This window comes from Bartonella acomydis (assembly GCF_039543025.1).
GTDB classification, from domain to species: Bacteria; Pseudomonadota; Alphaproteobacteria; order Rhizobiales; family Rhizobiaceae; genus Bartonella; species Bartonella acomydis.
In genome coordinates this window covers 95,204-116,791 of record NZ_BAABIY010000039.1, presented here as the reverse complement: position 1 = coordinate 116,791, position 21,588 = coordinate 95,204, and the positions used below count along the sequence as shown (strand labels likewise).

Here is a 21,588-nt window from a genome sequence, read left to right as displayed (position 1 = left end):
ATGGAACAAAGAACAGCAGAGTGGTTTCAAGCCCGTTTAGGTAAAGTCACCGCTTCAAACGTTTATAACGTACTCAGTAAAACAGCCAAGGGAACGCCTACAAGTAAATATGAGGATTACAAATTAAAACTTATGACAGAGCGCTTAACAGAGGAAATAAGCCAATCTTATATAATGCCCGCTATGCAATGGGGCATTGAACATGAAGAAGATGCCTTGAGAGAATATGCATTCATTTATGATACAGAGGTCACAGGGTGCGGTTTCATTCAACATCCCACAATCCAAATGGCTGGTGCAAGTCCTGATGGATTTGTTGGTGAAGACGGTTTAGTTGAGGTCAAATGCCCACAATCAGTTCATCATCTACGCTTCTTTATAGATGACACTATCAAACCTGAATATATCGCACAAATGCAATTCCAAATGGCTTGTACGGGACGTAAATGGTGTCATTTCATGAGTTATAATCCGCATTTTGTAGGTAGGTCATCTCACTTGCGCATGAAAATTAAACGCGTGGATCGTGATGAGGAACAAATTCAACAAATCAATCAAGCAGTCGAGATATTCTTGGAGGAAATAGAACAAGGCATGAAGAAGATTTCGATACAAGCGGCTTGAAGTTATGGGGGTGCTTTCCCCTTCCAGCACCCCCACCCACCCATTTACATAACATAAAAAATAGAAAGGTAATGAAATGATATTTGATGATGGCGATAGATATGTAACAACCCGTGAATGTGCAGAGCTTTTTAGCGTATCAACGACAACGATTCGCAATTGGGTGCTGCAAGGGATATTTCCAGAGCCATATAAGCTAGGTAGAGCAGTAAGGTGGAGAAAAAAAGAGATTCTAGCCTTCACTCCAAAGAAAAATACGGAGCAAATANTCACGTAAAACAAAACGCCACCCATTTGCCAATTCGCGAGCTTGTTTTAAAGAAACATCTCTTAAAGCACCCAAGCCCATTTCACGGCGCCGACCGTGAATGGTATAACGGTAAAGCCATTGAGCACCTCCATCTTTACGCTTATGAAGTAACAAGCCGGCACCATCATTATATTTGCCAGCCCCCAATGTTGCGACAGCCCTTGCATTAAGACGGTTCATAAGAGCCATTTTTATTCCTTTCTTATACAATTTTACCCACACATCAGCCCCGTTTTTGACATGCAAGCAAGTGATTTTGATTGATTCAAGATAAAGAGATTTGAAATGAGAGAATCTTACGTTATTCGGGATTCTCATTCAACATACAAAACAGTAAATTATCATTATAAATCAATATGTTTTCAGAAGATGATAGAAACCTATCAGGGCTTAAAGATGATGTCACGCATCATGAAATAGTTAGCCTTCATTATCTTTATATTTGTAATCGATTTTGCTCGCTTCATGGATACACTAGAGAAAGGCTTCTTACACTAAAAAAAATGGATAACTGAAAGTTAGAGTCTACAAAATCTCTTTTCTAAACAGCAGAAAAAACCTCGAAAAAAGTTTTGATTCGAAAGAATTAAGAGCACGTCACAAAATCCTCTTCCCTTACTTTTATTTGGATATCCCGCACTTTTACAGACATTAATAAAAACAATAAGTTATTCTTAATATAAAGAGAACGGTGCCCAGACGCGGCAGGCAGGGGCTTAGCAACAAGATTCAACTTATATAAATATGTGTAAGAGCGTATTGATATGTATAGTTTTTTATGTTCCAATAAAAAAATTAAGAATTAAAGAAAAAATCTCAAATCAAAAATTTAAGGTGGTCTAAAAGGTGGACCAAAAAAGGTGGACGGACAATGTGTGCAAAGGTGAATCCCAAAAGGTGGACGAGAAGGTAAATTAAGTGAGGGCGATTCATAAGTTATCAGCAGCGTTCGTAAAAGCATCTCCTCAAGGTAAATATTGTGATGGGGCAGGGCTGTGGTTGAATGTTCGAAAAGACAGTACACGTTCTTGGTTTTTTCGCTATACACATCACAATAAGCGCCGCGAAATGGGGCTTGGTCCTGTCACAAGGCTTTCTTTAAAAGAAGCACGAGAGCTTGCAAGATATTATAGTGATATTCTTAAAGAAGGCAATGATCCTATTGTCTTTCGAGAACAAACTATTTTAAAACAGCAAAGCAATGTGTTTAAAGAAATTGCGCAGGCAGCTTTTGAAAGTAAAAAAGCTGAGTTAAAAAATGAAGGCAAAAATGGGCGTTGGTTTTCTCCACTGGAGTTACATGTTATTCCACACATAGGGAATTTGCCTATAGAACAATTAACCGCCAATATCATTCGCAATGTTCTCTCACCTCTTTGGCATGAAAAAGCAGATACAGCACGAAAAGCATTAAACCGTATTAACATTTGTTTGAAATATGCAGCGGCTCTTGGTTTGGATGTTGATCTACAGGCTTGTATGAAAGCGCGCGCCCTTTTAGGGAAGCCCCGTGCTACATCAACAAATATTCCGGCTATGCCATGGCAAGAAGTTCCGGCTTTTTATCAGAATTTGGATGATAAGATCCTTTCAAATTTAGCACTGAAGCTCCTTATTTTGACTGGAGTACGGTCACATCCATTGCGATATTTGCGTCTTGAACAAATAGATAAAAATATATGGACAATACCAAAAGAAAATATGAAGGGTATTGTGGGAAAAGTTTCAGATTTTCGCGTGCCATTAAGTCGTGAAGCTTTGAAAGTGATTGAAAAATCTCTCCCTTTTGAGAAAAAAGGTTTTTTATTTGCTGGGAGTTCTGGAAAGCCTATATCTGATGTAACACTTTCTAAATTCATGAAAGACAAAGGTTTTGATTATAGACCCCATGGTTTCAGATCTAGTCTTCGTGACTGGATAGCAGAGACAACGTCAACACCATTTGAGATTGCCGAAACTGTTCTTGCGCATTCCGTTGGGAGTTCAGTGACCAAAGCTTATATGCGAACAGATTTTTTAGAACAACGACATGCTCTCTTGGAACAGTGGGCTGCATTTATAACAGAATAGATTTTTTTACAATTGCCTCTACAGAGCGCCTCTTTTTTTCACTAACTTTATCTAATATTTTTTGAATGTTACTAAGTTCTGTTGTGAAAAATAATCTAAAGTTTTAACAAATCTTTTTGCGTATTTTTTAGCTATTTTGAGGCGAAATTTGATGTGTCAATTTTTTAAAAAAAACACTGTAAAATGTGTAAAAACATTGTTCATCGCTTTAATGAGACGTGCAAAATTAAAAATCTATTGGCTAAAAAATTTTGCACATCTCGAAGTATATTTAGAGTCGGATATTTGGTTTTTGTGTAAAAATACTCTCTATGGCATCTAGGATCCGTGAAAAATCAAGCGCTAATAAGAGTATAATCAGTACAATCCATTTCGTATAACGTGACATTACTTTCACGCTTTTATAGGTCATGATAATTTCTTGAAGGATTTCTTTTTCCGCTTCTGTAAGCTCTATATCATCTCTTGTTTTTCTTCTAGCCATGTTTCCATCCACACAAACGTTCACCTAGAGTGTTATGTTTTAAGATATCTCTTGCTAAGCTTGAACTGATGACGTTAACATCTCTTTTGTTTAAATAAATGGGTAACCAACCAACACAAGAAACATACTTATTTGCCCCGCAGCCAACGAGAAAGAGCAGTGCGCACATCAGTGTCATTTTTTTGATTAACTTCATTTTCCACCTCCAGACGTGTTTTTGCTGCTTTTAAAGTTTTTTCTATTTGCTTTTGCCGTTCACTCTTTTTGCCAAGCATGAAAGCTTTGGCTAAAGCCATAAAAAAAGCGGCAAGAGCCGCACCTGTTAACAGCAAATTCTTTTTCATCCATAATAAGATCATAGGCGGTGTTCCTGAAAACGTTTGGCAACAAGAAAAATACCAGCAGCAGCTGCTAAAATCATGATGGTAGCAAGTGCCCATTGTACTGGACCATTGCCCGCTAATAAGCCGCCAAGACCTGAAAAAGAGCCAATGACTGGTGCCAATGCTTCTACTTTAAAGAGCGCTGTTGAATCTGTTGTTTCTACGGTTTGATAGTTGGAGGAAACATAAGCGCCTTTTGCCCACAACCCTGCTTCTGCTGCACGTCGGTGGACAAGACCTTGCAAGCGCTTACCACCCGCTTTGGTCCATTTCTGGAGTTCGGCAGGTATTGCTTCATATTCACTATTATTGAGTTTTTTTAACAGGGTGGAATTGCAAAAAGCTGTTGTCCCTATATTATAACAAAAGGAGACCAATGCTGCGAATTGTTCATCCGTTAAGGAAACTTGAACGGCTTGTTCAACGGCATTTTCAAATTTTCGTAAATCTTGGCGAAGAAGATCTTCAGCTTGTTGTTCAGTGAGTGTCATGCCTTTGTGTACAAAGGGTTTTCCAGCACTGTTTGTATGCCCATAACCGATTGTCCATACCCCAATGGCGTCTTTATAAGCATTGAGGCGTAAGCCTTCCCATTGTTTTATGAGAGCAAGACCTTCTTGTGATATTTTCCGCATAAAGTTCTCCATTAAAAAAGCCCCACACAAGGTGAGGCTGAGTGAAAATCTAAAAATAAATTTCTTTCTATCTTGACAAATGTTCGTTTATAAACGAATATAGATTATGTTTGAAATACGTCACTACCTTACCTCTGATGGCAAAGACTTGATAAATGATTGGCTGCGAAAGCTGCGTGATGTGCAGGCTAAAGCTGCAATTATTCGCCGTCTTAATCGTTTAGAGCAAGGAACCTTTGGCGATTTCAAACCGCTTCGTGATGGTGTCTATGAATTGCGTATGAATATTGGTCCTGGTTACCGCGTTTATTATGCCCAGTCTGGCAAGACCGTATTATTGCTCTTATGCGGTGGTACTAAAAAAACACAAGACACTGATATCACTCGCGCATGTGCTTGCTGGCGTGATTGGCAAAACCGTGAAGATTAAAGGAGTGTAAGAATGAAAGACCGTAACCATGATGATGCGATGGCAGAAATATTCTATGATGATCCTGAGTTGGCAGCAGTTACCCTTGATGCTATCTTAGCAGATGGTGACCAGGGGGAATTGCTTGTAACACTTCGTCAAATGGCAAAAGCTTATGGTGGTGTTCAAGCTGTCGCTAAAGCAGCCAACCTGAATCCAACACAGCTTTACCGGACACTTTCAGAAAAAGGTAATCCAGAGTTTCGTAGCTTGAATGCTGTACTGCGTACTATGGGATTTCGCTTGGCTGTACAACCTCTTGAACGATCTGTTCCACACGTTTAATCTAAGTTTGCTATTTCCNAACAACAAATTAGATAAAATTGTATAAACTGTAATAGGTGGACTAAAAGGTGGTCTTAAAACAGAGAATCAAAGAGAAAATCTATATATTTCAATGCACTAAAAACAAAAAGTGGTGCCCAGACGCGGATTCGAACCACGGACACGCGGATTTTCAGTCCGCTGCTCTACCAACTGAGCTATCTGGGCATGTTTCACAAAACGCGTGAAACGTGTGCGGTTATAACATTAAAATTTCCTCTGTCCAGTCATCAAGAGAAAAATAATTAATTTTTTTTAAGTTTATCTGCACATTTTAGATAATTATAACAATTCTTTCCGTAAAATAAACTTGATAGCTATACTATGATACGTTACTGTATGACTATCAAGATGCTGTCTTATCGTGGTGATAACGCGAGGAAATCTTTTAAAGAATCAATACTAAAACATAATTAAAAAGACTTTTTACAAGGTTTCTACGTATTTTAAGCTTGCGGAATAAAGAGAAAACATTTTTGATTTTTGTCTAAAGGGACTATCGGCTTTAGTCTTTACAATAATTTGTTTTTTAAAAAGCAAAGACAAGCCATCTAAAAGGGGAGAAATAATGATAATGTTTAAAAAACCAAGTTGTCGTCCGAATAATCCTAACTTTTCTTCAGGGCCTTGTAGCAAAAGACCTGGCTGGACTTTTGAAGTTCTTAAGAATGCGTTAGTTGGACGATCGCATCGATCGAAAGAAGCAGAATTAAAACTTGCTGAAGTTATTGATTTAACCCGTGAGATTTTGGAAGTTCCTTCTGATTATCGTATAGGAATGATTCCTGGTTCAGATACTGGTGCTGTTGAGGCGTCTTTATGGTCTTTGTTAGGTGAGCGCGGCGTAGATATGGCGGCATGGGAAAGCTTTGGTTTTGGATGGAATACAGATGTTGTTGAGCAATTAAAGCTTCCTGATGTGCGTCGTTTTGAGGCACCTTATGGCGAGTTACCAGATTTAACACAACTTGACTTTGATCGTGATGTTGTTTTTACATGGAATGGGACAACTTCAGGTGTACGTATTCCTAATGCAGACTTTATTCCAGAGAAGCGAGCTGGTTTAACAATTTGTGATGCTACATCTGCAGCTTTTGGACAATATCTTGATTTTTCAAAATTAGATGTGGTGACTTTTTCGTGGCAAAAAGTTTTGGGTGGTGAGGCAGCACATGGTATGGTGATTTTAAGTCCTCGTGCTGTTGAACGTCTTGAGAGTTATATTCCGACTTGGTCAATGCCTCAACTTTTCTATATGACGAAAAATGGAAAGTTGAATGAAGATATTTTTAAAGGGAAGATAATCAATACGCCTTCTATGCTCTGTGTAGAGGATTTTCTTGATGGATTGAAATGGGCAAAATCTTTGGGTGGTGCACCAGCATTAAGGGCACGTGTTGAGAAAAACTTTACTGTATTTGATGCTTTTGTCCGTAAAACACCGTGGTTAGAATATTTGGCCAAAGATCCTAAAGTACGTTCTAATACATCTGTTTGTTTAGATATTGTCGATCCAGTGATTACGGCTTTGGATATTGAAAAGCGAAAATCTTTTATAAAAGCTATCGTGAATCGTCTTGATGAGGAAGGTGTTGCTTATGATATTGGCTCGTATCGAAATGCTCCTCCAGGGCTGCGCATTTGGACAGGTATAACAATTGAGGCTTCTGATCTTGAAGTTTTAACACAATGGCTTGAATGGGCATTTCAGGTTGAAAAAGCTCAGCTTTAGAGGACTTTTTGCCGTTTTTGTAATGCATTTTAAAAAAGAATACGGAAGATTATAATGTTTTCGTATTCTTATGTTTTCAAGTGCTTTATGGATGCAAAAAAATCACGAGGGAGTATAAATAATTTATTAAGTGTTGGTTAGAATGACAACCAAAAGCTTTCAATATTTCTACTTTTATAGCCAAAAGGACTAATTGAGGGTAAGGATATGTTTTATATCCTAGTGCTTTTTAACTTGTATGTTCATGAGTTTTAAAATTTAATCATTTAAAGATTGGGAAAAAGCTGGAATGAAGAGTCGCACTTGTTGTAAGGTTTCGTTATAAAGGGGCGTTTGTTTTTGAATGCTGGTTTTATTTGACCAAACACGACGGAGAAAGTTATGGCCAATGTAGTAGTTGTTGGTACACAATGGGGCGATGAGGGTAAAGGTAAAATTGTAGATTGGTTGTCTGAGCGGGCAGATATCGTGGTAAGATATCAAGGGGGGCATAATGCAGGGCATACATTGGTTGTTGATGGGGTTAGTTATAAATTATCACTTTTACCGTCTGGTTTAGTTCGTGGAAAGTTATCCGTTATTGGTAATGGGGTTGTCGTTGATCCTCATCATTTTGTGGCAGAATTAAAAAAACTACGTGAACAGGGTGTGAAAATTACACCAGAAATTTTGCGTATTGCTGAAAATGCTCCATTGATTCTTTCTTTGCATCGTGATCTTGATGCAATTCGTGAAAGCGGTTTATCGGGTTTGAAAATTGGTACGACAAAGCGTGGTATTGGTCCGGCTTATGAAGATAAGGTGGGACGTCGTGCTATCCGTGTGATGGATTTGGCGGAAGTGGATACACTTATGGCTAAAATCGAACGATTATTGCGACATCATAATGCTTTGCGTCGTGGAATGAGCGTTGCAGAAATTGATTCTCAAGCACTTTATGATGAATTGATGCAAGTGGCTGATGCAATTCTGCCTTTTATGGATTGTACGTGGCGTCTTTTAGATGAAAGTAGTCGGATAGGAAAGCACGTTCTTTTTGAAGGTGCTCAAGGTGCTTTATTAGATAATGATTTTGGGACTTATCCTTATGTGACATCATCCAATACAGTTGCTGGGCAGGCATGTACTGGCTCAGGTATGGGGCTTGGATCAATTCATTATGTTTTGGGTATTGCGAAAGCTTATACAACACGTGTTGGGGAGGGACCATTTCCGACAGAGCAAATAAATGATGTTGGTGAATTTCTCGGGATACGTGGGAAAGAATTTGGTGTCGTAACTGGTCGAAAACGTCGATGTGGTTGGTTTGATGCCGTCTTAGTACGTCAGATGGTAACAATTTGTGGTGTTCAAGGTATAGCGCTGACAAAGCTTGATGTTTTAGATGGTTTGGATGAAATTAAAATCTGTATTGGTTATGAGCTTGATGGTAAAAAAATTGATTATTTACCCTATTCTATGGGAGCACAAGCCCGTGTGAAACCTATTTATGAGACATTAGAAGGTTGGAAGAAAGCGACAGCACATGCGTTGAGTTGGGAAGAATTACCAGTGCAGGCTGTCAAATATATACACTATATTGAAGAATTGATTGGTACGCAGGTAGCTTTATTATCTACGAGCCCTGAACGTGAGGACACTATCCTTATTACTGATCCTTTTGCAAATTAATGATTGTTTTGAGAGTTTTGTATAAGCTTTCACTATATCTTTTTTACTTTTCTATGAAGAGAGAATTTAACAGTGAATGAAAGAGAGGTGCAAAATAACATTGTTTATTTTTCATATTCATTTTAAACTACCACGGTAGTTGTATCAATAGAAATAACAATTAATTTAAAAAGCTAAAATAAAGGTATTTTTAGCTTTACGACTGAGATTTCTTTCCTCAGTTTGAGAAAGATTATAGAGGATATGGTAGATTTCGTTGGAATCTTAAAAAAGGCAATCAACGCGCAAAGTAATATTACATCACAAGTGCGTAAGCGGATTTATAAACGAGCTATCGAAACATTAGAGCATCAGTTTGTTACAGCAAAAGTACCACAAGCAATGGTAGATGAGCAAAGGAAGATTTTGCAAAATGCTATTGCAACTGTTGAAGCAGAATATTTAGCAGTTGAAAAGAAGCTATTTTCTTCAGTGATTGGATGGAAGCCTATAGAGACAGCTGAAGACGACAAGAGCATAAAAAATTCCATATTATCACAAGAAAATGCTTTTTCAGAAAAAAGACAGGGTTTTATAAGTTTAAAGGATAACAAGGCATTTAGTAAACCTTATGGATCAGGAATACCAGATGCAGAACCTGTTAATATGGAAGCTGATAGCGTTTCTCATTCTGTTGATGAAAGGATATTAAAAATTTCTCCTGTAGCAGCTTCTTCGCAAAAGGATAATCTGCACATCGTTTCGCATATTTTTTCTCAAGCTGTACGTCGTGCTAATCAGTCATCGAAGCAAAGACGTATTGTAATAAGCACTGCTGTTGTGGCTAGTTTTCTCATCTTAACCGTTGGTATTGGTTTTGTTGGTAGACGTATATTCGCATCAAATGATCAGCAATTGTCGGGAGAAAAATTTCAAGCTTCTCATGCATTTCCAAAAACAATTTCTGTCACGAGAAAGTTAACAAAACGCTTATTAGAGGATGGAAGCGAAATTGATGTTGGTTTAGATCAGACGGCAGATTCTTCGGATGAAGAAGGAACTTCAAGAGTTGTTACCAGTTATTTACAGCCAAATGAACAGTCAGGTGAAGCTATTTTTTATCAAGCGCGCACAAATGATGATGTAGAAAAAGTAGCAATGGGAAGTGCGCGTTGGACGCTTATAAAGGAGTCTCGTGTGAAGGGGGCTCCAGAAGAATCGGCTATACAAGGTGATATAACAATTCCCGATGAAGGCTTATCATTGCGACTTATTTTACGTCGTAATACCGATATATCTTTTCCTGCTGCATATATTTTGGATCTTGTTTTTATTCCTTCTGATAAATTTTCAGGTCGAGCTATAAGCAATGTTAAAGCATTAACTTTTAAAGCAAGTGAACATTCCATTGGACAGACTTTAGCAAGAACTGTTTCAGCAAAGATTGATGATGATTTCTTTCTTATTGCATTAAGTGGCAATCGTCCATTTCTTGACAGAAATTTACAATTGATGCGAGAACTGGATTGGATGCGTTTGATTTTAACAGATAAAAATGGACGTATAAATGAGTTAACTTTTGCAAAAGGGCCAACAGGTGAGTCTATTTTTAATGAAGTTATTGGACAATGGCTTGTGCAACCAGATAAGTTAACAGTTCTTGGTCAAAAAAAATAACACGCTGAATAGAAACCTACGAAGAGAACTTCTACTACCAAAATGCTTCGCAGATTGATAAAGAATATAGAGCCAAAATACTCGCTTTTGCTCCTTTATAGGAAAGCATAAACAATTGGCTCTATCCTGGATTTAAAGACTGTACGCTTGACTTTGAGATAAAGCGGATGCTTGAATAGAACTTTGTACTTTTTCAAAAGCACGCATTTCAATTTGTCTTACACGCTCCCGACTAATATTAAATTCGTTTGAGAGCTCTTCTAGTGTTAGTGGACTATCGCTTAAACGACGTGCTTTGAATATACGCTTTTCACGTTCATTCAGGTTATCAATAGCGTTTGCAAGCATGGAACGACGATTTTCTAATTCACTTTGTTCAATCAAAATCTGTTCTTGATTATGGGATTCATCTATCAACCAATCCTGCCATTCGCTATTTTCACCTGCTTTTGTGCGAAGAGATGCATTGAGCGAAGTGTCTCCTCCAAGTCTACGGTTCATGGAGACGACTTCATCTTCTGTAACATTTAACTTAGTTGCAATTTCTTTGACTTGCTCTGCATTAAGATCACCACTGTCAAGGGCTTGAAGCCTACTTTTTAACTTACGAAGATTGAAAAATAAGCGTTTTTGATTGGCCGTTGTTCCTATTTTCACCAAACTCCAAGACCGCAACACATATTCTTGTATCGAGGCTTTAATCCACCATATAGCATAAGTTGCAAGCCGAAACCCCCGTTCCGGTTCGAAACGCTTAACAGCTTGCATAAGTCCAATATTACCTTCTGAGATAACTTCTCCAATGGGCAGCCCATAGCCCCGATATCCCATTGCAATTTTAGCTACGAGGCGCAAGTGACTGGTTACCAATCTATGCGCGGCTTTTAAATCATTATGTTTACGATAACGCTGAGCCAACATATATTCTTCTTTTGGTTCAAGCATTGGAAAACGACGAACTTCCTCTAGATAACGATTCAATCCTCCGTCGCCTGTTGTCACTGATAGCAAATTCATATGGGCCATATAGCACCCTCCTTTTATGTGAATTCCCTAAAAAGGCAAATTCTATTTCAAGACATTATAAACATCTCTCTAGCTCCATTCTAGCATAATTTTCAATTTTGTTCAAAAAGAGATATTTTATTGTGAAATCTTGAAAAGACGAAAAGTTTCAATTTATTTTTTTTAAATACTGGATGAGTTCAGCCATGTCTTGAGGGAGAGGTGAAGAGAAAGACATAATTTTACTTGTAACTGGATGTTCGAAAGTTAGGCTAATAGCATGGAGTGCTTGCCGATTAAATTGGTCGATTGCATTCTTCATAATAGGATTAAGCATGTTTGATTTTGTTTTAAAAGCATTGCCATAAACAGTATCACCTATAAGCGGGTGTCCGATATGCGCCATATGAACACGAATTTGATGTGTACGTCCAGTTTCCAGACGACATTCTATAAGGCTAGCAACAGATATTGTATCTGCATAAGTTCCATATTTTTCTAGGAGAGAAAAATGTGTAACAGCATGGCGAGCGTAAGGATGTTTATTATGAATGACCGCCTGCTTTGTTCGGTTATGGGGAGAACGGCCAAGAGATGCATCAATTGTCCAAATATTGCGGTAAGGTGTCCCCCAAATCAAGGCGTGATAACGTCGATCTAATGCGCTGGTACGTCCATGATCAGAAAATTGTGCGCTAAGGCTTTTATGAGCAAAGTCATTTTTAGCAACGACCATGACTCCACTAGTATTTTTATCGAGACGATGAACGATACCAGGGCGTTTAACACCGCCAATACCAGACAAACTATTACCACAGTGATGGATAAGAGCATTTACTAATGTTCCAGTCCAATTGCCATTGCCAGGATGAACAACAAGACCAGCTGGTTTATTGATAACAATAACATCATCATCTTCAAAGAGAATATCTAATACAATGGCTTCACCGCTAGGTTTTGCATCACGCAAAGCAGGTATTGTCAATTCAATGATTTGGTTTGGTTTTAATTTTGTTTTGGGTTCCTTTATGAGTTGACCATCAACTTTAAGATAGCCCTCACGGATAAGGGTTTGCAAACGGGAACGTGACAATGCATTGTGATATTGCTTAGCAAGCCACTGATCGAGTCTTTGTCCAAGAGCCCCTTCATCCGTTATTTGCTGTTTTACCATACGATTCCTATTAAGTTTTTAATAAGACCCCTCTACCAGTATGAAATTGCTTTTGTATCAAGAAATTCTTTGATTCCCCAGTGTCCGCCTTCACGGGCACGTCCAGAAAATTTGACTCCTCCAAAATAACTCCCTTTGGGTAACCCATATCCGTTCACTTCTACCATACCAGAGCGTACTTGCGCAGCGATGCGGCGACATTTGTCACGATCTTGCGATTGTATATAATTTGTCAGACCATATTTTGTGTCGTTAGCTAAAATTATGGCTTCATCTTCTGTATGAAAGGGAAGAATCGAGAGAACTGGACCAAAGATTTCTTCTCGAAAAATACGCATATGAGGTTTCACATGAACAAAGACTGTTGGACGGACATAGTAACCGCGCTCCATTCCCATTGGTAAACCCGTTCCACCTGCAACAAGAGTTGCACCTTCATCAATTCCAGATTGGATAAGATCTTGAATTTTATCGTATTGTTGTTTTGAAACGACAGGGCCAATATGATTTCCTGCTTGATAATTTGGTCCTACTTTTGTTTTTTCAGCAATATCTTTGGCTGTTTTGATGGCTAGCTCATAGATGCTTTGTTCCACAAGCATACGTGTTGGAGCATTACAACTTTGTCCACTATTATAAAAGCAGTGTCGTACACCACGTTGAATAGCGTCTTTATCGGCATCTGCGAAGATAATATTAGCACCTTTACCACCAAGTTCTAGACAGACTCGTTTTAAAGTGTTGCTGGCATTTTTAGAAATATCTTTTCCTGCTCTGGTTGACCCAGTAAAACTGATCATTTCCAGATCTGGATGGGTTGAAAGATAAGCACCAACATGTACACCATCACCATTGATGAGATTAAAAACGCCAGGAGGCAAAGCAGCTTCATCTACAATTTCAGCAAAGAGCATAGCAGAAAGAGGAGCAATTTCAGAGGGTTTTAACACCATAGTACAGCCAGCCAACAGAGCAGGAATAACTTTAAGAGTCACTTGGTTCATGGGCCAATTCCATGGAGTAATCAATCCAACAACACCAATAGGGTCATAGTGAAGAATCGCTTGCTCATTTCCTTCTATTAAAACTTCTTGGAATGAAAACTCTTTATAAGCTTTGATAAAGTTGCGAATATGAGAACTACCAGTTGCAGTCTGCGCATTGAGTGCCATATCAATGGGTGCTCCCATTTCCATTGAAATGGTTTTTGCCATATCTTTAGAGCGTTTTTCATAGATTTCTAAAATTCTTTCAACAAATCCAAGACGCTCATGAGGTAGAGTTGTTTTCCAAGTTTGGAAAGCTACTTTAGCAGCGTGAATAGCTTTATCTGCATCTTTTGTGCTACCAAGGCTAATCACGGCACAAGCTTCTTCTGTTGATGGATCAATAACATCAAAATCATGAGGGGTTCTTGGATCATCCCATAGACCATTGATATAAAATTTCCGCTTATTTAACATGATTTCCTCCCTTATTTTTGTTCTTTTAAATTTTATTTTATTTAAGCCTTTTTGAACAAGGATAACAAGGATAATCTTATTATAAAGAAAAGAAATGAGATTGTTTTATGACAATGAGCACGAAGAGTGAGAAGAGCACTGTTTATGCTCATTATGCTAACTATTTGTATTATTTGCACAAGATTTTTCTATAGGAATTGAGAGGGAAAGAGAATAATGGACGTTTTATGGAATCTCTCCGCATGATGCTATGAACATTGCAATTTATTCCATAAATGTGAAGAGACGATCATAAGGAAGAATAACAGCATTATTTTTTGTTTAAAAAACGCAGTTAGCAAAAGGTTATTAACCTTCATATTGTAGTTTTTATGTATTCTTTTTGAAGAAGCAATTGTTCTCATTGCCATAAGTTTGTTTGGAGTCCCATGCATAATTCGAAAACAAAATCTATTTTTACGCGTTCTTTTTCTGATGAGAGTACACAAAGTGTCTCAGAAGAGAACTCATCTGCCAAGAGTACTGAAGTATTTTCTTATCCGGAAGTATGGAAAAAGGCATTCGCTCTTGGACAGAACGTGCGTTTTACACGCACGCCAGAAGTTGAGATTTTGCGTCGTCGCATAGAAACAGATCCAATTTTCGCAAGACAGTTTAAAGTTTTGACGAAAAAAGAGCGCATAAGGTCTACAGACATTATAGATCATAATAAAAACACAACAAATTCTCTTTCAACAAAAAAGGTCATTAATCCTCAATCGATAGAAGATAAGACATTAATTTGTTATGCAACGGTTTTGAAGCAATTATCACAGCAAGCTGCTTGTAAGCTTCTTGAGGAGAAAAGAAAGGAGCATAATAAATTACAAAGAGAAAATGTGCTTCAAAAAACAAAACCTGTTTTGCATCTTTCTGATGACGCATTTTTTGAGTGCGGATTCTTTATGTGGGAACAGGTTGATACTAAAACCTTAGGAAAGGATATCACATCGATTGATGGCACAGGTAATGAAATTACACGTGATGCTGCTTCTAACTTTGAGGAAACAATAACTGCTCTTTACCGTGTTCTTGAATACCGCTTTCCACAATTTTATGATTCTATTACATCAGAATCTCTTGCGGAAAAGTTGAGAGGAATTGAGCAAATTTCTAAGTTAATACATGCAAAGAATGCTACTGTTAAAGAAGCACAACCCAATCATTCTGATGGTAGATTTACTAAAGAAGCGATGAACGAGTCTCAAAACATCAGAAATATTACTGATAGTGCGACAGAAAGTGTTTCCAAGAATTCAGGAAACTTTTCTATAATGAAATCAAAAAGTAAAGTCTTTCGGTCTACTTGTACATCGTTAGGAAATTATAATTCTGCTTTTACATCAAACATTCAATCTTTTGATGATAGTACTTATGAATTTCCTCCCATTGATTTGTTGCGAAAACCCACTTTTCATGAAGGCGCGACCATTTCACAAGAAATCTTAGAGCGAGGTGCTGGGCTTTTGGAAAGTGTTTTGGAAGATTTTGGCATTAAGGGTGAAATTATCCATGTTCATCCAGGGCCAGTGGTAACAATGTATGAATTTGAACCTGCAGCAGGAGTAAAATCATCACGAGTTATCAATCTTTCTGATGATATTGCGCGTTCTATGTCTGCTATTTCTACACGTGTTGCTGTGATTCCTGGACGTAATGTTATTGGCATTGAGTTGCCAAACGCAGTTCGTGAAACTGTTTATTTAAAGGAATTAATTCAAACAAGTTGTTTTCGTGAAAGCCAATTTAAATTAGCACTTGCTTTGGGGAAAGGCATTAATGGTGAGCCTGTCATTGCGGAATTAACGAAAATGCCTCATTTACTGGTTGCAGGAACAACAGGGTCAGGCAAATCGGTTGCGATTAATACAATGATTTTATCAATTCTTTATCGAATGACACCACAGCAATGCCGTTTGATCATGGTTGACCCTAAGATGCTCGAACTTTCTGTTTATGATGGTATTCCACATCTTTTAACACCTGTTGTGACGGATCCTAAGAAAGCAGTGACAGCTTTAAAATGGGCGGTTCGTGAAATGGAAGAGCGTTACAGCAAAATGGCTAAGTTAGGTGTACGTAATATTGATGGTTTTAATGCACGTGTTGCACTTGCAGCACAAAAAGGTGAAACGATCATGTGTACTGTACAGTCGGGATTTGATAAGGAAAGTGGAGAAATACTTTATCATGAAGAGGCGATGGATCTCACCCAACTTCCTTATATTGTTGTGATTGTTGATGAGATGGCCGATCTCATGATGGTTGCAGGTAAAGAAATTGAAAATGCCATTCAGCGTTTAGCACAAATGGCACGTGCCGCGGGTATTCATCTTATTATGGCCACACAGCGCCCTTCTGTTGATGTTATTACGGGTACGATTAAAGCAAATTTTCCGACCCGTATTTCTTTTCAAGTAACATCGAAAATAGACAGTCGTACAATTTTGGGAGAACAAGGTGCTGAAACACTTTTGGGGCAGGGAGATATGCTTCACATGGTAGGTGGAGGGCGCATTATACGCGTTCATGGACCGTTTGTATCTGATGAAGAAGTTGAATCTATTGTGGCACATCTTAAAATGCAAGGAAAGCCTAATTATTTAGCAACAGTCACAGATAGTGAAGATGATAACAAAGAGAGAGAATCTGCGGATGCAAATATTGGAACTTCTACAGAAGGAAATCTTGATGAGGATGGTGATGAACTTTATACGCAAGCTGTGAAAATTGTTATGCGTGATAAAAAATGTTCTATATCTTATATTCAGCGTCGACTTGCGATCGGTTATAACAAGGCAGCTTCACTCGTTGAGCGCATGGAAGAGAAAGGCATTGTTGGAGCCGCTAATCATGTGGGGAAACGTGAGATTTTACTCAGTGAAGTATAATAACAAACAAGACAGTTTTAAAATGCATGATTTTTAAAATACTAAATGATTGTTATTTTAAAAGTGAATAGTTGTTTTATTTTATAAGAGCAAGTGCTGTCCTGCATGTGTTTTTTACTGTGAAATATTAAAAACATGAAATGAGGAATGACAAAATAGAAGTAATATTTTGTATTAAGACTTCTGGTATGTATTGTAGAGTAGTACAAAGAAGGGTTAAAGATGTCTTTAGCATTTTTAGATTATCTAGAATGTAAAGAAATTAAACAAGCCTTCATGCGAAGAAAGATGGCTTTTGTTCTTTCCTCTGATTGTAGAAAAGTTCTTTGGTCAAATGGTGGAGCAGCGTATTTTTGGGGCTTTTCTTCTGTCTCGGTGATGATAAAAGAATGGTCTTTTTTTGACCAAGTAAAACGTCGCAAGATATCAAAGGCTGAGCAATGCGCAAGTACTATTGTCTTAAAAGGTTTAAAGCGCGCCATTGAATTTTCCGTAGTTTCTATTGATATTATGGGTGTAGGAAAGGCATTTTTACTAGAATCTTTTCTGGAAGAAAAAAAATCTCTTATTGCTGGATTAGATGAGGCAACAATGTCTGTTGCCATAATTGATGAACATGGGACAGTGTTGGAGGCTTCCTCTCATTTTTCGTTTATTGATGAAACGGTCAGAATTCTACTACAGACGATAGAAAATGACATCCCCACCAAAACCATTTTATCCATAGCAGATATTCGTACACAAGTTGGCGTTATTCGCTTGCAGGTGAAACCGATGCGTTTTTTGGTTTTATATGCGCCATTACAATCGGATGTGTTAAACAGTAACCAAGAATCTTTTCATTTTACGCCTGAATTCTTGCCACAACGCTTTACTTGGAAAATGGATAAAAATGGACGGTTTTATGAGGTTTCAAAAGAGTTATCTGCAATTGTTGGACCGATTTCTTCCTCGATTTTAGGATTGAGCTTTCATGAATTGGCGCATCAATTTAATGATGAGCGGTATCAATCACTTGGCGGCTTTATTACAGCAGCTTTACCGTGGAGTAAACAAATGGTTCAATGGCCTGTTGATGATTGTCTAGAGTGGCTTGATGTTGAATTGTCTGCTGTACCAATTTTTGATGATAAACAACGGCTTAAGGAATTTCGTGGCTTTGGTATTTTGAAGATACCAAAAACAGTGCAAGAGAAAAAAGATGAAAATCTCTATACAAAACCATCGAATCTTTCAGAGAGTGAACATTCAGCTTTTTGTGAGATTGCAGAACGATTGCGTGGAGAATTGTATTCCTCTGTAAAATACGCGTATTCCGCTAATGAAACAGCAGCTCTTCTTCCAAGTGCACAGATATTGCCAACAAATGCTTCAGAACAAACTCTTATAAAAGAACCAGCAGTGGTTTTATCATTGTTGGATACAGCAACGAATGGTGTTGTTTGGTTGGATGGGCAGGGCGTTATTCAATCGGTCAGTAGTGCTGCTTTGGCATTAACTGGTTATGAAATAAATGAATTGTTGGCACAGCCATTTTTGTCACTCTTTACTTTACAAAGCCGATCTTTGGTGGAAAAATATTTTGAGTTGATCCGTATACAGGGAAGAAATCAGGTTATTCATCGCAGTGAGACAGTTGTTTTAATAACGAAAAGTCGTAAAAATATCATGGTTTCTATGGCGATTGTACCTTTAGCACGACAAGATGATTATGCTGTAATATTGCGTGATATGACAGTAACAATTCTACCAGTAGATAAACGCGCAGAAGAGAATAAAATTGTTAGTGTTGTTCATGAAATGCGAACACCTTTGAATGCTCTTATTGGTTTTGCAGAAATTATGAGAGATGGCCGTTTTGGTATGATAGACAATGAGCGTTATCGTGGATATTTACGCGATATTATCTCATCGGGAAAACATATATTATCACTGGTTAATCAATTACTAGAATGTTCGAAAGCAAATTATTCTAGCTTAAATAATGATATTAAGGTTGCTCCTATAGCTGAATCATTTGATGTGGTAGCTTGTTTGCGTGCGAGTATGGCATTTCTTGAAACACAAGCCAATCATAACGGCATTATCATGCGTATAGTTGCTCCAACGCATGTGCCACTTATTGGAGTATCACAACAAATATTTCGACAAATTATATGGAATCTTCTTTCCAATGCCATTCGTTTTACCCCAGCTGGTGGGCAGATTATTGTTCACGTTTCTTGTGAAAAAAAAGAATTTTTAAAGGTTTCAGTAAGCGATAACGGTGTAGGGATGAGTGATGAAGAACTCATACAGGCTCTACAACCCTATGGTCAGGTAAAACGCAAAGATGGACGCTCTGGCGACAGTGTTTTTGTTGGAACAGGTTTAGGACTACCGATGTGTAAAGCAATGGTAGAAGAAAGTGGTGGCCAATTTTTGTTATTTTCAAAGCCTAATCATGGAACAACGGTGGAAATATTTTTTCCTCATGTTCCATGAGGCAAATACATGTAAATTTATTTTTTCTTAGCCAAAAGATCTCTGATTTCTGATAAAAGTTGTTCTTCTAAAGACATTTTTTGAGAACTTTCCTCTTCTTCTTGTTTTCGACGGAGTTTATTCATAGCTTTAACAAAGAGAAAAAGAACCCAAGCAATAATGAGAAAATTGATAAGTAAAGTTATAAAATTACCATAGCTAATGGTTGCTCCAGCTGCTTTAGCAGCACTCAATGTTGCTTGTTTTTCACCAGCAAGCTGAATAAACATATTAGAAAAGTCGATTCCACCTGTAATAAGTCCAATGATTGGCATAAAAATATCATTGACAATTGAATTGACTAAGCCACCAAAAGCGCCTCCTATAATCACACCGATAGCCAGATCAATCATATTACCTTTTAGGGCAAATTCTTTGAATTCTTTAAGCATTGCATTTTCCCCTTTATATAAAAGATACACGATAATTTTAATTATCGCTTTTGATGAAAAAGGAAAGGGCGGTTTTTATTTTCTCGGTCAGCATTATATAGCAAACATTCAAGTTTTTTCCTAGAGCATTGTGGTATATTAAAAAATCTAACTATGGTTTCTGTTTGACTGAAATAAGCATAAAATTCAGAATAACAAAAAGCTTTTTGATGAAAACAGAAAACTGTTTCTACTTTATAAAACATTATAAAATTTTTTAGACAATATATGGTAAAAAAGCCATTTTACGAGATATTTATAGTTTTTATTTGCCAATAATTTCAATTTTTAATGTCTCAACAATTGCAAACAGGCAAAAACATTTTTTCAAAGATCACAAGATACTTTTTCTCTTCAGTATGCGTAAACAGACATGTGAATGGTAATGATATTATAAACTTATCTTGTAGGAAGAGGTTCTTATTTAGGGAATATACTCTCTTTATTGGTGATTTTTTTATGTTAAAAGATTTACATCAAGTTTGGGAGATCCGTTTTTTGTTTGGAGAAAGATTGATGAGTTTCTTTCGTTGTATTGGTCGTTCTGCTTTATTTATGCTAGACCCAGAACATGCGCATCGTTTAGCGATTGTGGGGCTAAAAAGTGGATTGAGTGGTTATAAAAGGGTTGTTGATAGACGTCTGTGTATGACTGTTGCGGGGCTTGAATTTGAAAATTTTATTGGACTTGCTGCCGGATTTGATAAGAACGCAGAGGTTGTTGATGCTATTTTTCATTTAGGATTTGGTTTTACGGAAATTGGAACTGTTACACCAAAACCTCAAACAGGAAATCCTAAACCGCGGCTGTTTCGCTTGGAAGAGGATGAAGCAATTATTAACAGAATGGGTTTTAATAATGACGGACATCAAATTGTTTACAAGAGGCTTAGCACATATAAAAAGACTGGTATTGTAGGAATCAATATCGGAGCCAATAAGGATACGATCAATAAAATTGGCGATTATACGGCTGGTATTGCTTACTTTTATGATGTTGCTGATTATTTTACAGTTAATATTTCTTCGCCTAATACCCCAGGTTTACGCGATTTACAGGCACGTGATAGTTTGCATCTTTTGATGAATGCGGTTTCGCAAGCACGCAATGAGCAAAAGAAAAAGCATGAATTTTCCATTCCTATTTTTTTAAAAATTGCTCCAGATTTGTCAGAAAAGGAGTTGGATGATATTGCTGAAGAAATGAAACTTTCTGATTTTGACGGACTCATTGTTTCCAATACCACTCTTTCACGCAGAGAACTTAGAAATAGCCTCTTGAGTACTGAGGAGGGGGGACTTTCTGGTCGTCCACTTTTTGAACTTTCTACGATTGTGTTGGCAAAAATGCGTCAAAAAATAGGTAAGAAAATTGCAATTATTGGCGTTGGTGGTGTAAGAGACGCAAAAACAGCTTTGGAAAAAGTGAAGGCTGGTGCAGATTTGATACAATTATATAGTGGAATGGTTTATGAGGGACCAGGCCTTGCTGCAACTATTTTAGAAGAGATTTTGCAGTTTATGCAGCAAGATGGGGTTGATGATATAAAAGCTTATCGTGATCAGAGTGTTGAATATTGGGCAAAACGTGCACTTCCTTTGTGATAAAATTGTTTTTTCGTGATAAAAATTGCGGGATTTTTTTAAAGGGGCTTGCAAACTCTTCTGATCTTCCTTATGTCAAAAAGACAGAGGGTAATTATT

General features: G+C 37.6%; 19 protein-coding genes, 1 tRNA gene and 1 pseudogene. 11 read left to right on the top strand and 10 right to left on the bottom strand.

Translation table 11 applies throughout. From position 1 onward, the window contains the following. Positions 1 to 624: a lambda exonuclease family protein gene (locus tag ABD909_RS06225; protein ID WP_345097115.1), complete on the top strand. Its 624-nt coding sequence runs from the start codon at positions 1 to 3 to the stop codon at positions 622 to 624. A gap of 76 nt (positions 625 to 700) precedes the next feature. Continuing rightward, complete coding sequence (locus ABD909_RS06220) at positions 701 to 901, top strand: helix-turn-helix transcriptional regulator (RefSeq protein WP_345097086.1); 201 nt, start codon at positions 701 to 703, stop codon at positions 899 to 901. On the opposite strand, the pseudogene ABD909_RS06215 reads toward ABD909_RS06220, so the two are convergent. Further along, a pseudogene (locus ABD909_RS06215) lies at positions 896 to 1,123 on the bottom strand (Arm DNA-binding domain-containing protein); the annotation flags it as partial. The gene ABD909_RS06220 and the pseudogene ABD909_RS06215 overlap by 6 nt on opposite strands. 729 nt (positions 1,124 to 1,852) lie before the next feature. Here ABD909_RS06215 and ABD909_RS06210 point away from each other — a divergent pair. Then, positions 1,853 to 3,004: a tyrosine-type recombinase/integrase gene (locus tag ABD909_RS06210; RefSeq protein WP_345097085.1), complete on the top strand. Its 1,152-nt coding sequence runs from the start codon at positions 1,853 to 1,855 to the stop codon at positions 3,002 to 3,004. Between the two features lie 271 nt (positions 3,005 to 3,275). On the opposite strand, the gene ABD909_RS06205 is transcribed toward ABD909_RS06210, so the two are convergent. Genes ABD909_RS06205 through ABD909_RS06190 form a run of 4 tightly spaced genes read right to left on the bottom strand, consistent with a single transcriptional unit; the run spans position 3,276 to position 4,506 of the window. Then, positions 3,276 to 3,488, bottom strand: a complete 213-nt coding sequence (locus tag ABD909_RS06205) for a hypothetical protein (RefSeq protein ID WP_139413584.1) — start codon at positions 3,486 to 3,488, stop codon at positions 3,276 to 3,278. After that, positions 3,481 to 3,684: a hypothetical protein gene (locus ABD909_RS06200; protein WP_345097084.1), complete on the bottom strand. Its 204-nt coding sequence runs from the start codon at positions 3,682 to 3,684 to the stop codon at positions 3,481 to 3,483. The genes ABD909_RS06205 and ABD909_RS06200 overlap by 8 nt, the downstream gene beginning before the upstream one ends. Next, positions 3,617 to 3,844 (bottom strand): hypothetical protein, encoded by a 228-nt coding sequence (locus tag ABD909_RS06195; RefSeq protein ID WP_345097114.1) that lies wholly within the window; start codon positions 3,842 to 3,844, stop codon positions 3,617 to 3,619. The genes ABD909_RS06200 and ABD909_RS06195 overlap by 68 nt, the downstream gene beginning before the upstream one ends. Next, positions 3,844 to 4,506, bottom strand: coding sequence for a lysozyme (locus ABD909_RS06190; protein WP_345097083.1), 663 nt, complete (start codon positions 4,504 to 4,506; stop codon positions 3,844 to 3,846). Before ABD909_RS06190 ends, ABD909_RS06195 begins: the two co-directional genes overlap by 1 nt. Positions 4,507 to 4,612: 106 nt before the next feature. Here ABD909_RS06190 and ABD909_RS06185 point away from each other — a divergent pair, with 106 nt between their 5' ends. Both ABD909_RS06185 and ABD909_RS06180 read left to right on the top strand, forming a co-directional pair. Next, a complete protein-coding gene (locus tag ABD909_RS06185) occupies positions 4,613 to 4,936 on the top strand; it encodes a type II toxin-antitoxin system RelE/ParE family toxin (protein ID WP_345097082.1) in 324 nt (107 codons plus the stop codon). Between the two features lie 12 nt (positions 4,937 to 4,948). Continuing rightward, positions 4,949 to 5,260: a helix-turn-helix domain-containing transcriptional regulator gene (locus tag ABD909_RS06180; RefSeq protein ID WP_345097081.1), complete on the top strand. Its 312-nt coding sequence runs from the start codon at positions 4,949 to 4,951 to the stop codon at positions 5,258 to 5,260. Positions 5,261 to 5,391: 131 nt separating this feature from the next. Here ABD909_RS06180 and ABD909_RS06175 read toward each other — a convergent pair. Further along, positions 5,392 to 5,467 (bottom strand) — tRNA-Phe (locus ABD909_RS06175). 400 nt (positions 5,468 to 5,867) lie between these two features. On the opposite strand from ABD909_RS06175, the gene ABD909_RS06170 reads away from it, so the two are divergent. The 3 genes from ABD909_RS06170 to ABD909_RS06160 all read left to right on the top strand — a co-directional run bounded on the left by ABD909_RS06170 (position 5,868) and on the right by ABD909_RS06160 (position 10,358). Further along, positions 5,868 to 7,031: a phosphoserine transaminase gene (locus ABD909_RS06170; protein WP_345097080.1), complete on the top strand. Its 1,164-nt coding sequence runs from the start codon at positions 5,868 to 5,870 to the stop codon at positions 7,029 to 7,031. Between the two features lie 381 nt (positions 7,032 to 7,412). Continuing rightward, complete coding sequence (locus tag ABD909_RS06165) at positions 7,413 to 8,702, top strand: adenylosuccinate synthase (RefSeq protein ID WP_345097079.1); 1,290 nt, start codon at positions 7,413 to 7,415, stop codon at positions 8,700 to 8,702. Positions 8,703 to 8,945: 243 nt separating this feature from the next. After that, entirely contained in the window at positions 8,946 to 10,358 is a 1,413-nt protein-coding gene (locus ABD909_RS06160; RefSeq protein WP_345097078.1) for a hypothetical protein, read from the top strand. A 132-nt stretch (positions 10,359 to 10,490) separates the two neighbouring features. Here ABD909_RS06160 and rpoH read toward each other — a convergent pair whose 3' ends face one another. The 3 genes from rpoH to ABD909_RS06145 all read right to left on the bottom strand — a co-directional run bounded on the left by rpoH (position 10,491) and on the right by ABD909_RS06145 (position 14,000). Continuing rightward, positions 10,491 to 11,384, bottom strand: coding sequence for an RNA polymerase sigma factor RpoH (gene rpoH, locus ABD909_RS06155; RefSeq protein WP_345097077.1), 894 nt, complete (start codon positions 11,382 to 11,384; stop codon positions 10,491 to 10,493). Between the two features lie 148 nt (positions 11,385 to 11,532). Then, entirely contained in the window at positions 11,533 to 12,537 is a 1,005-nt protein-coding gene (locus ABD909_RS06150; RefSeq protein ID WP_345097076.1) for an RluA family pseudouridine synthase, read from the bottom strand. A 32-nt stretch (positions 12,538 to 12,569) separates the two neighbouring features. Beyond that, complete coding sequence (locus ABD909_RS06145) at positions 12,570 to 14,000, bottom strand: aldehyde dehydrogenase family protein (RefSeq protein WP_345097075.1); 1,431 nt, start codon at positions 13,998 to 14,000, stop codon at positions 12,570 to 12,572. Positions 14,001 to 14,428: 428 nt separating this feature from the next. Here ABD909_RS06145 and ABD909_RS06140 point away from each other — a divergent pair, with 428 nt between their 5' ends. Together ABD909_RS06140 and ABD909_RS06135 are read left to right on the top strand one after the other, a co-directional pair. Continuing rightward, positions 14,429 to 16,930: a DNA translocase FtsK gene (locus ABD909_RS06140; protein WP_345097074.1), complete on the top strand. Its 2,502-nt coding sequence runs from the start codon at positions 14,429 to 14,431 to the stop codon at positions 16,928 to 16,930. A 222-nt stretch (positions 16,931 to 17,152) separates the two neighbouring features. Beyond that, positions 17,153 to 19,414, top strand: a complete 2,262-nt coding sequence (locus tag ABD909_RS06135) for a PAS domain-containing sensor histidine kinase (protein ID WP_345097073.1) — start codon at positions 17,153 to 17,155, stop codon at positions 19,412 to 19,414. A gap of 17 nt (positions 19,415 to 19,431) precedes the next feature. Here ABD909_RS06135 and mscL read toward each other — a convergent pair whose 3' ends face one another. Beyond that, entirely contained in the window at positions 19,432 to 19,845 is a 414-nt protein-coding gene (gene mscL / locus ABD909_RS06130; RefSeq protein ID WP_345097072.1) for a large conductance mechanosensitive channel protein MscL, read from the bottom strand. A gap of 555 nt (positions 19,846 to 20,400) precedes the next feature. Here mscL and ABD909_RS06125 point away from each other — a divergent pair. Further along, the gene (locus ABD909_RS06125) at positions 20,401 to 21,489 is read left to right on the top strand and encodes a quinone-dependent dihydroorotate dehydrogenase (RefSeq protein WP_345097071.1); all 1,089 of its coding nucleotides are present in this window, start codon (positions 20,401 to 20,403) and stop codon (positions 21,487 to 21,489) included. The last annotated feature ends 99 nt before the right edge of the window (positions 21,490 to 21,588 follow it).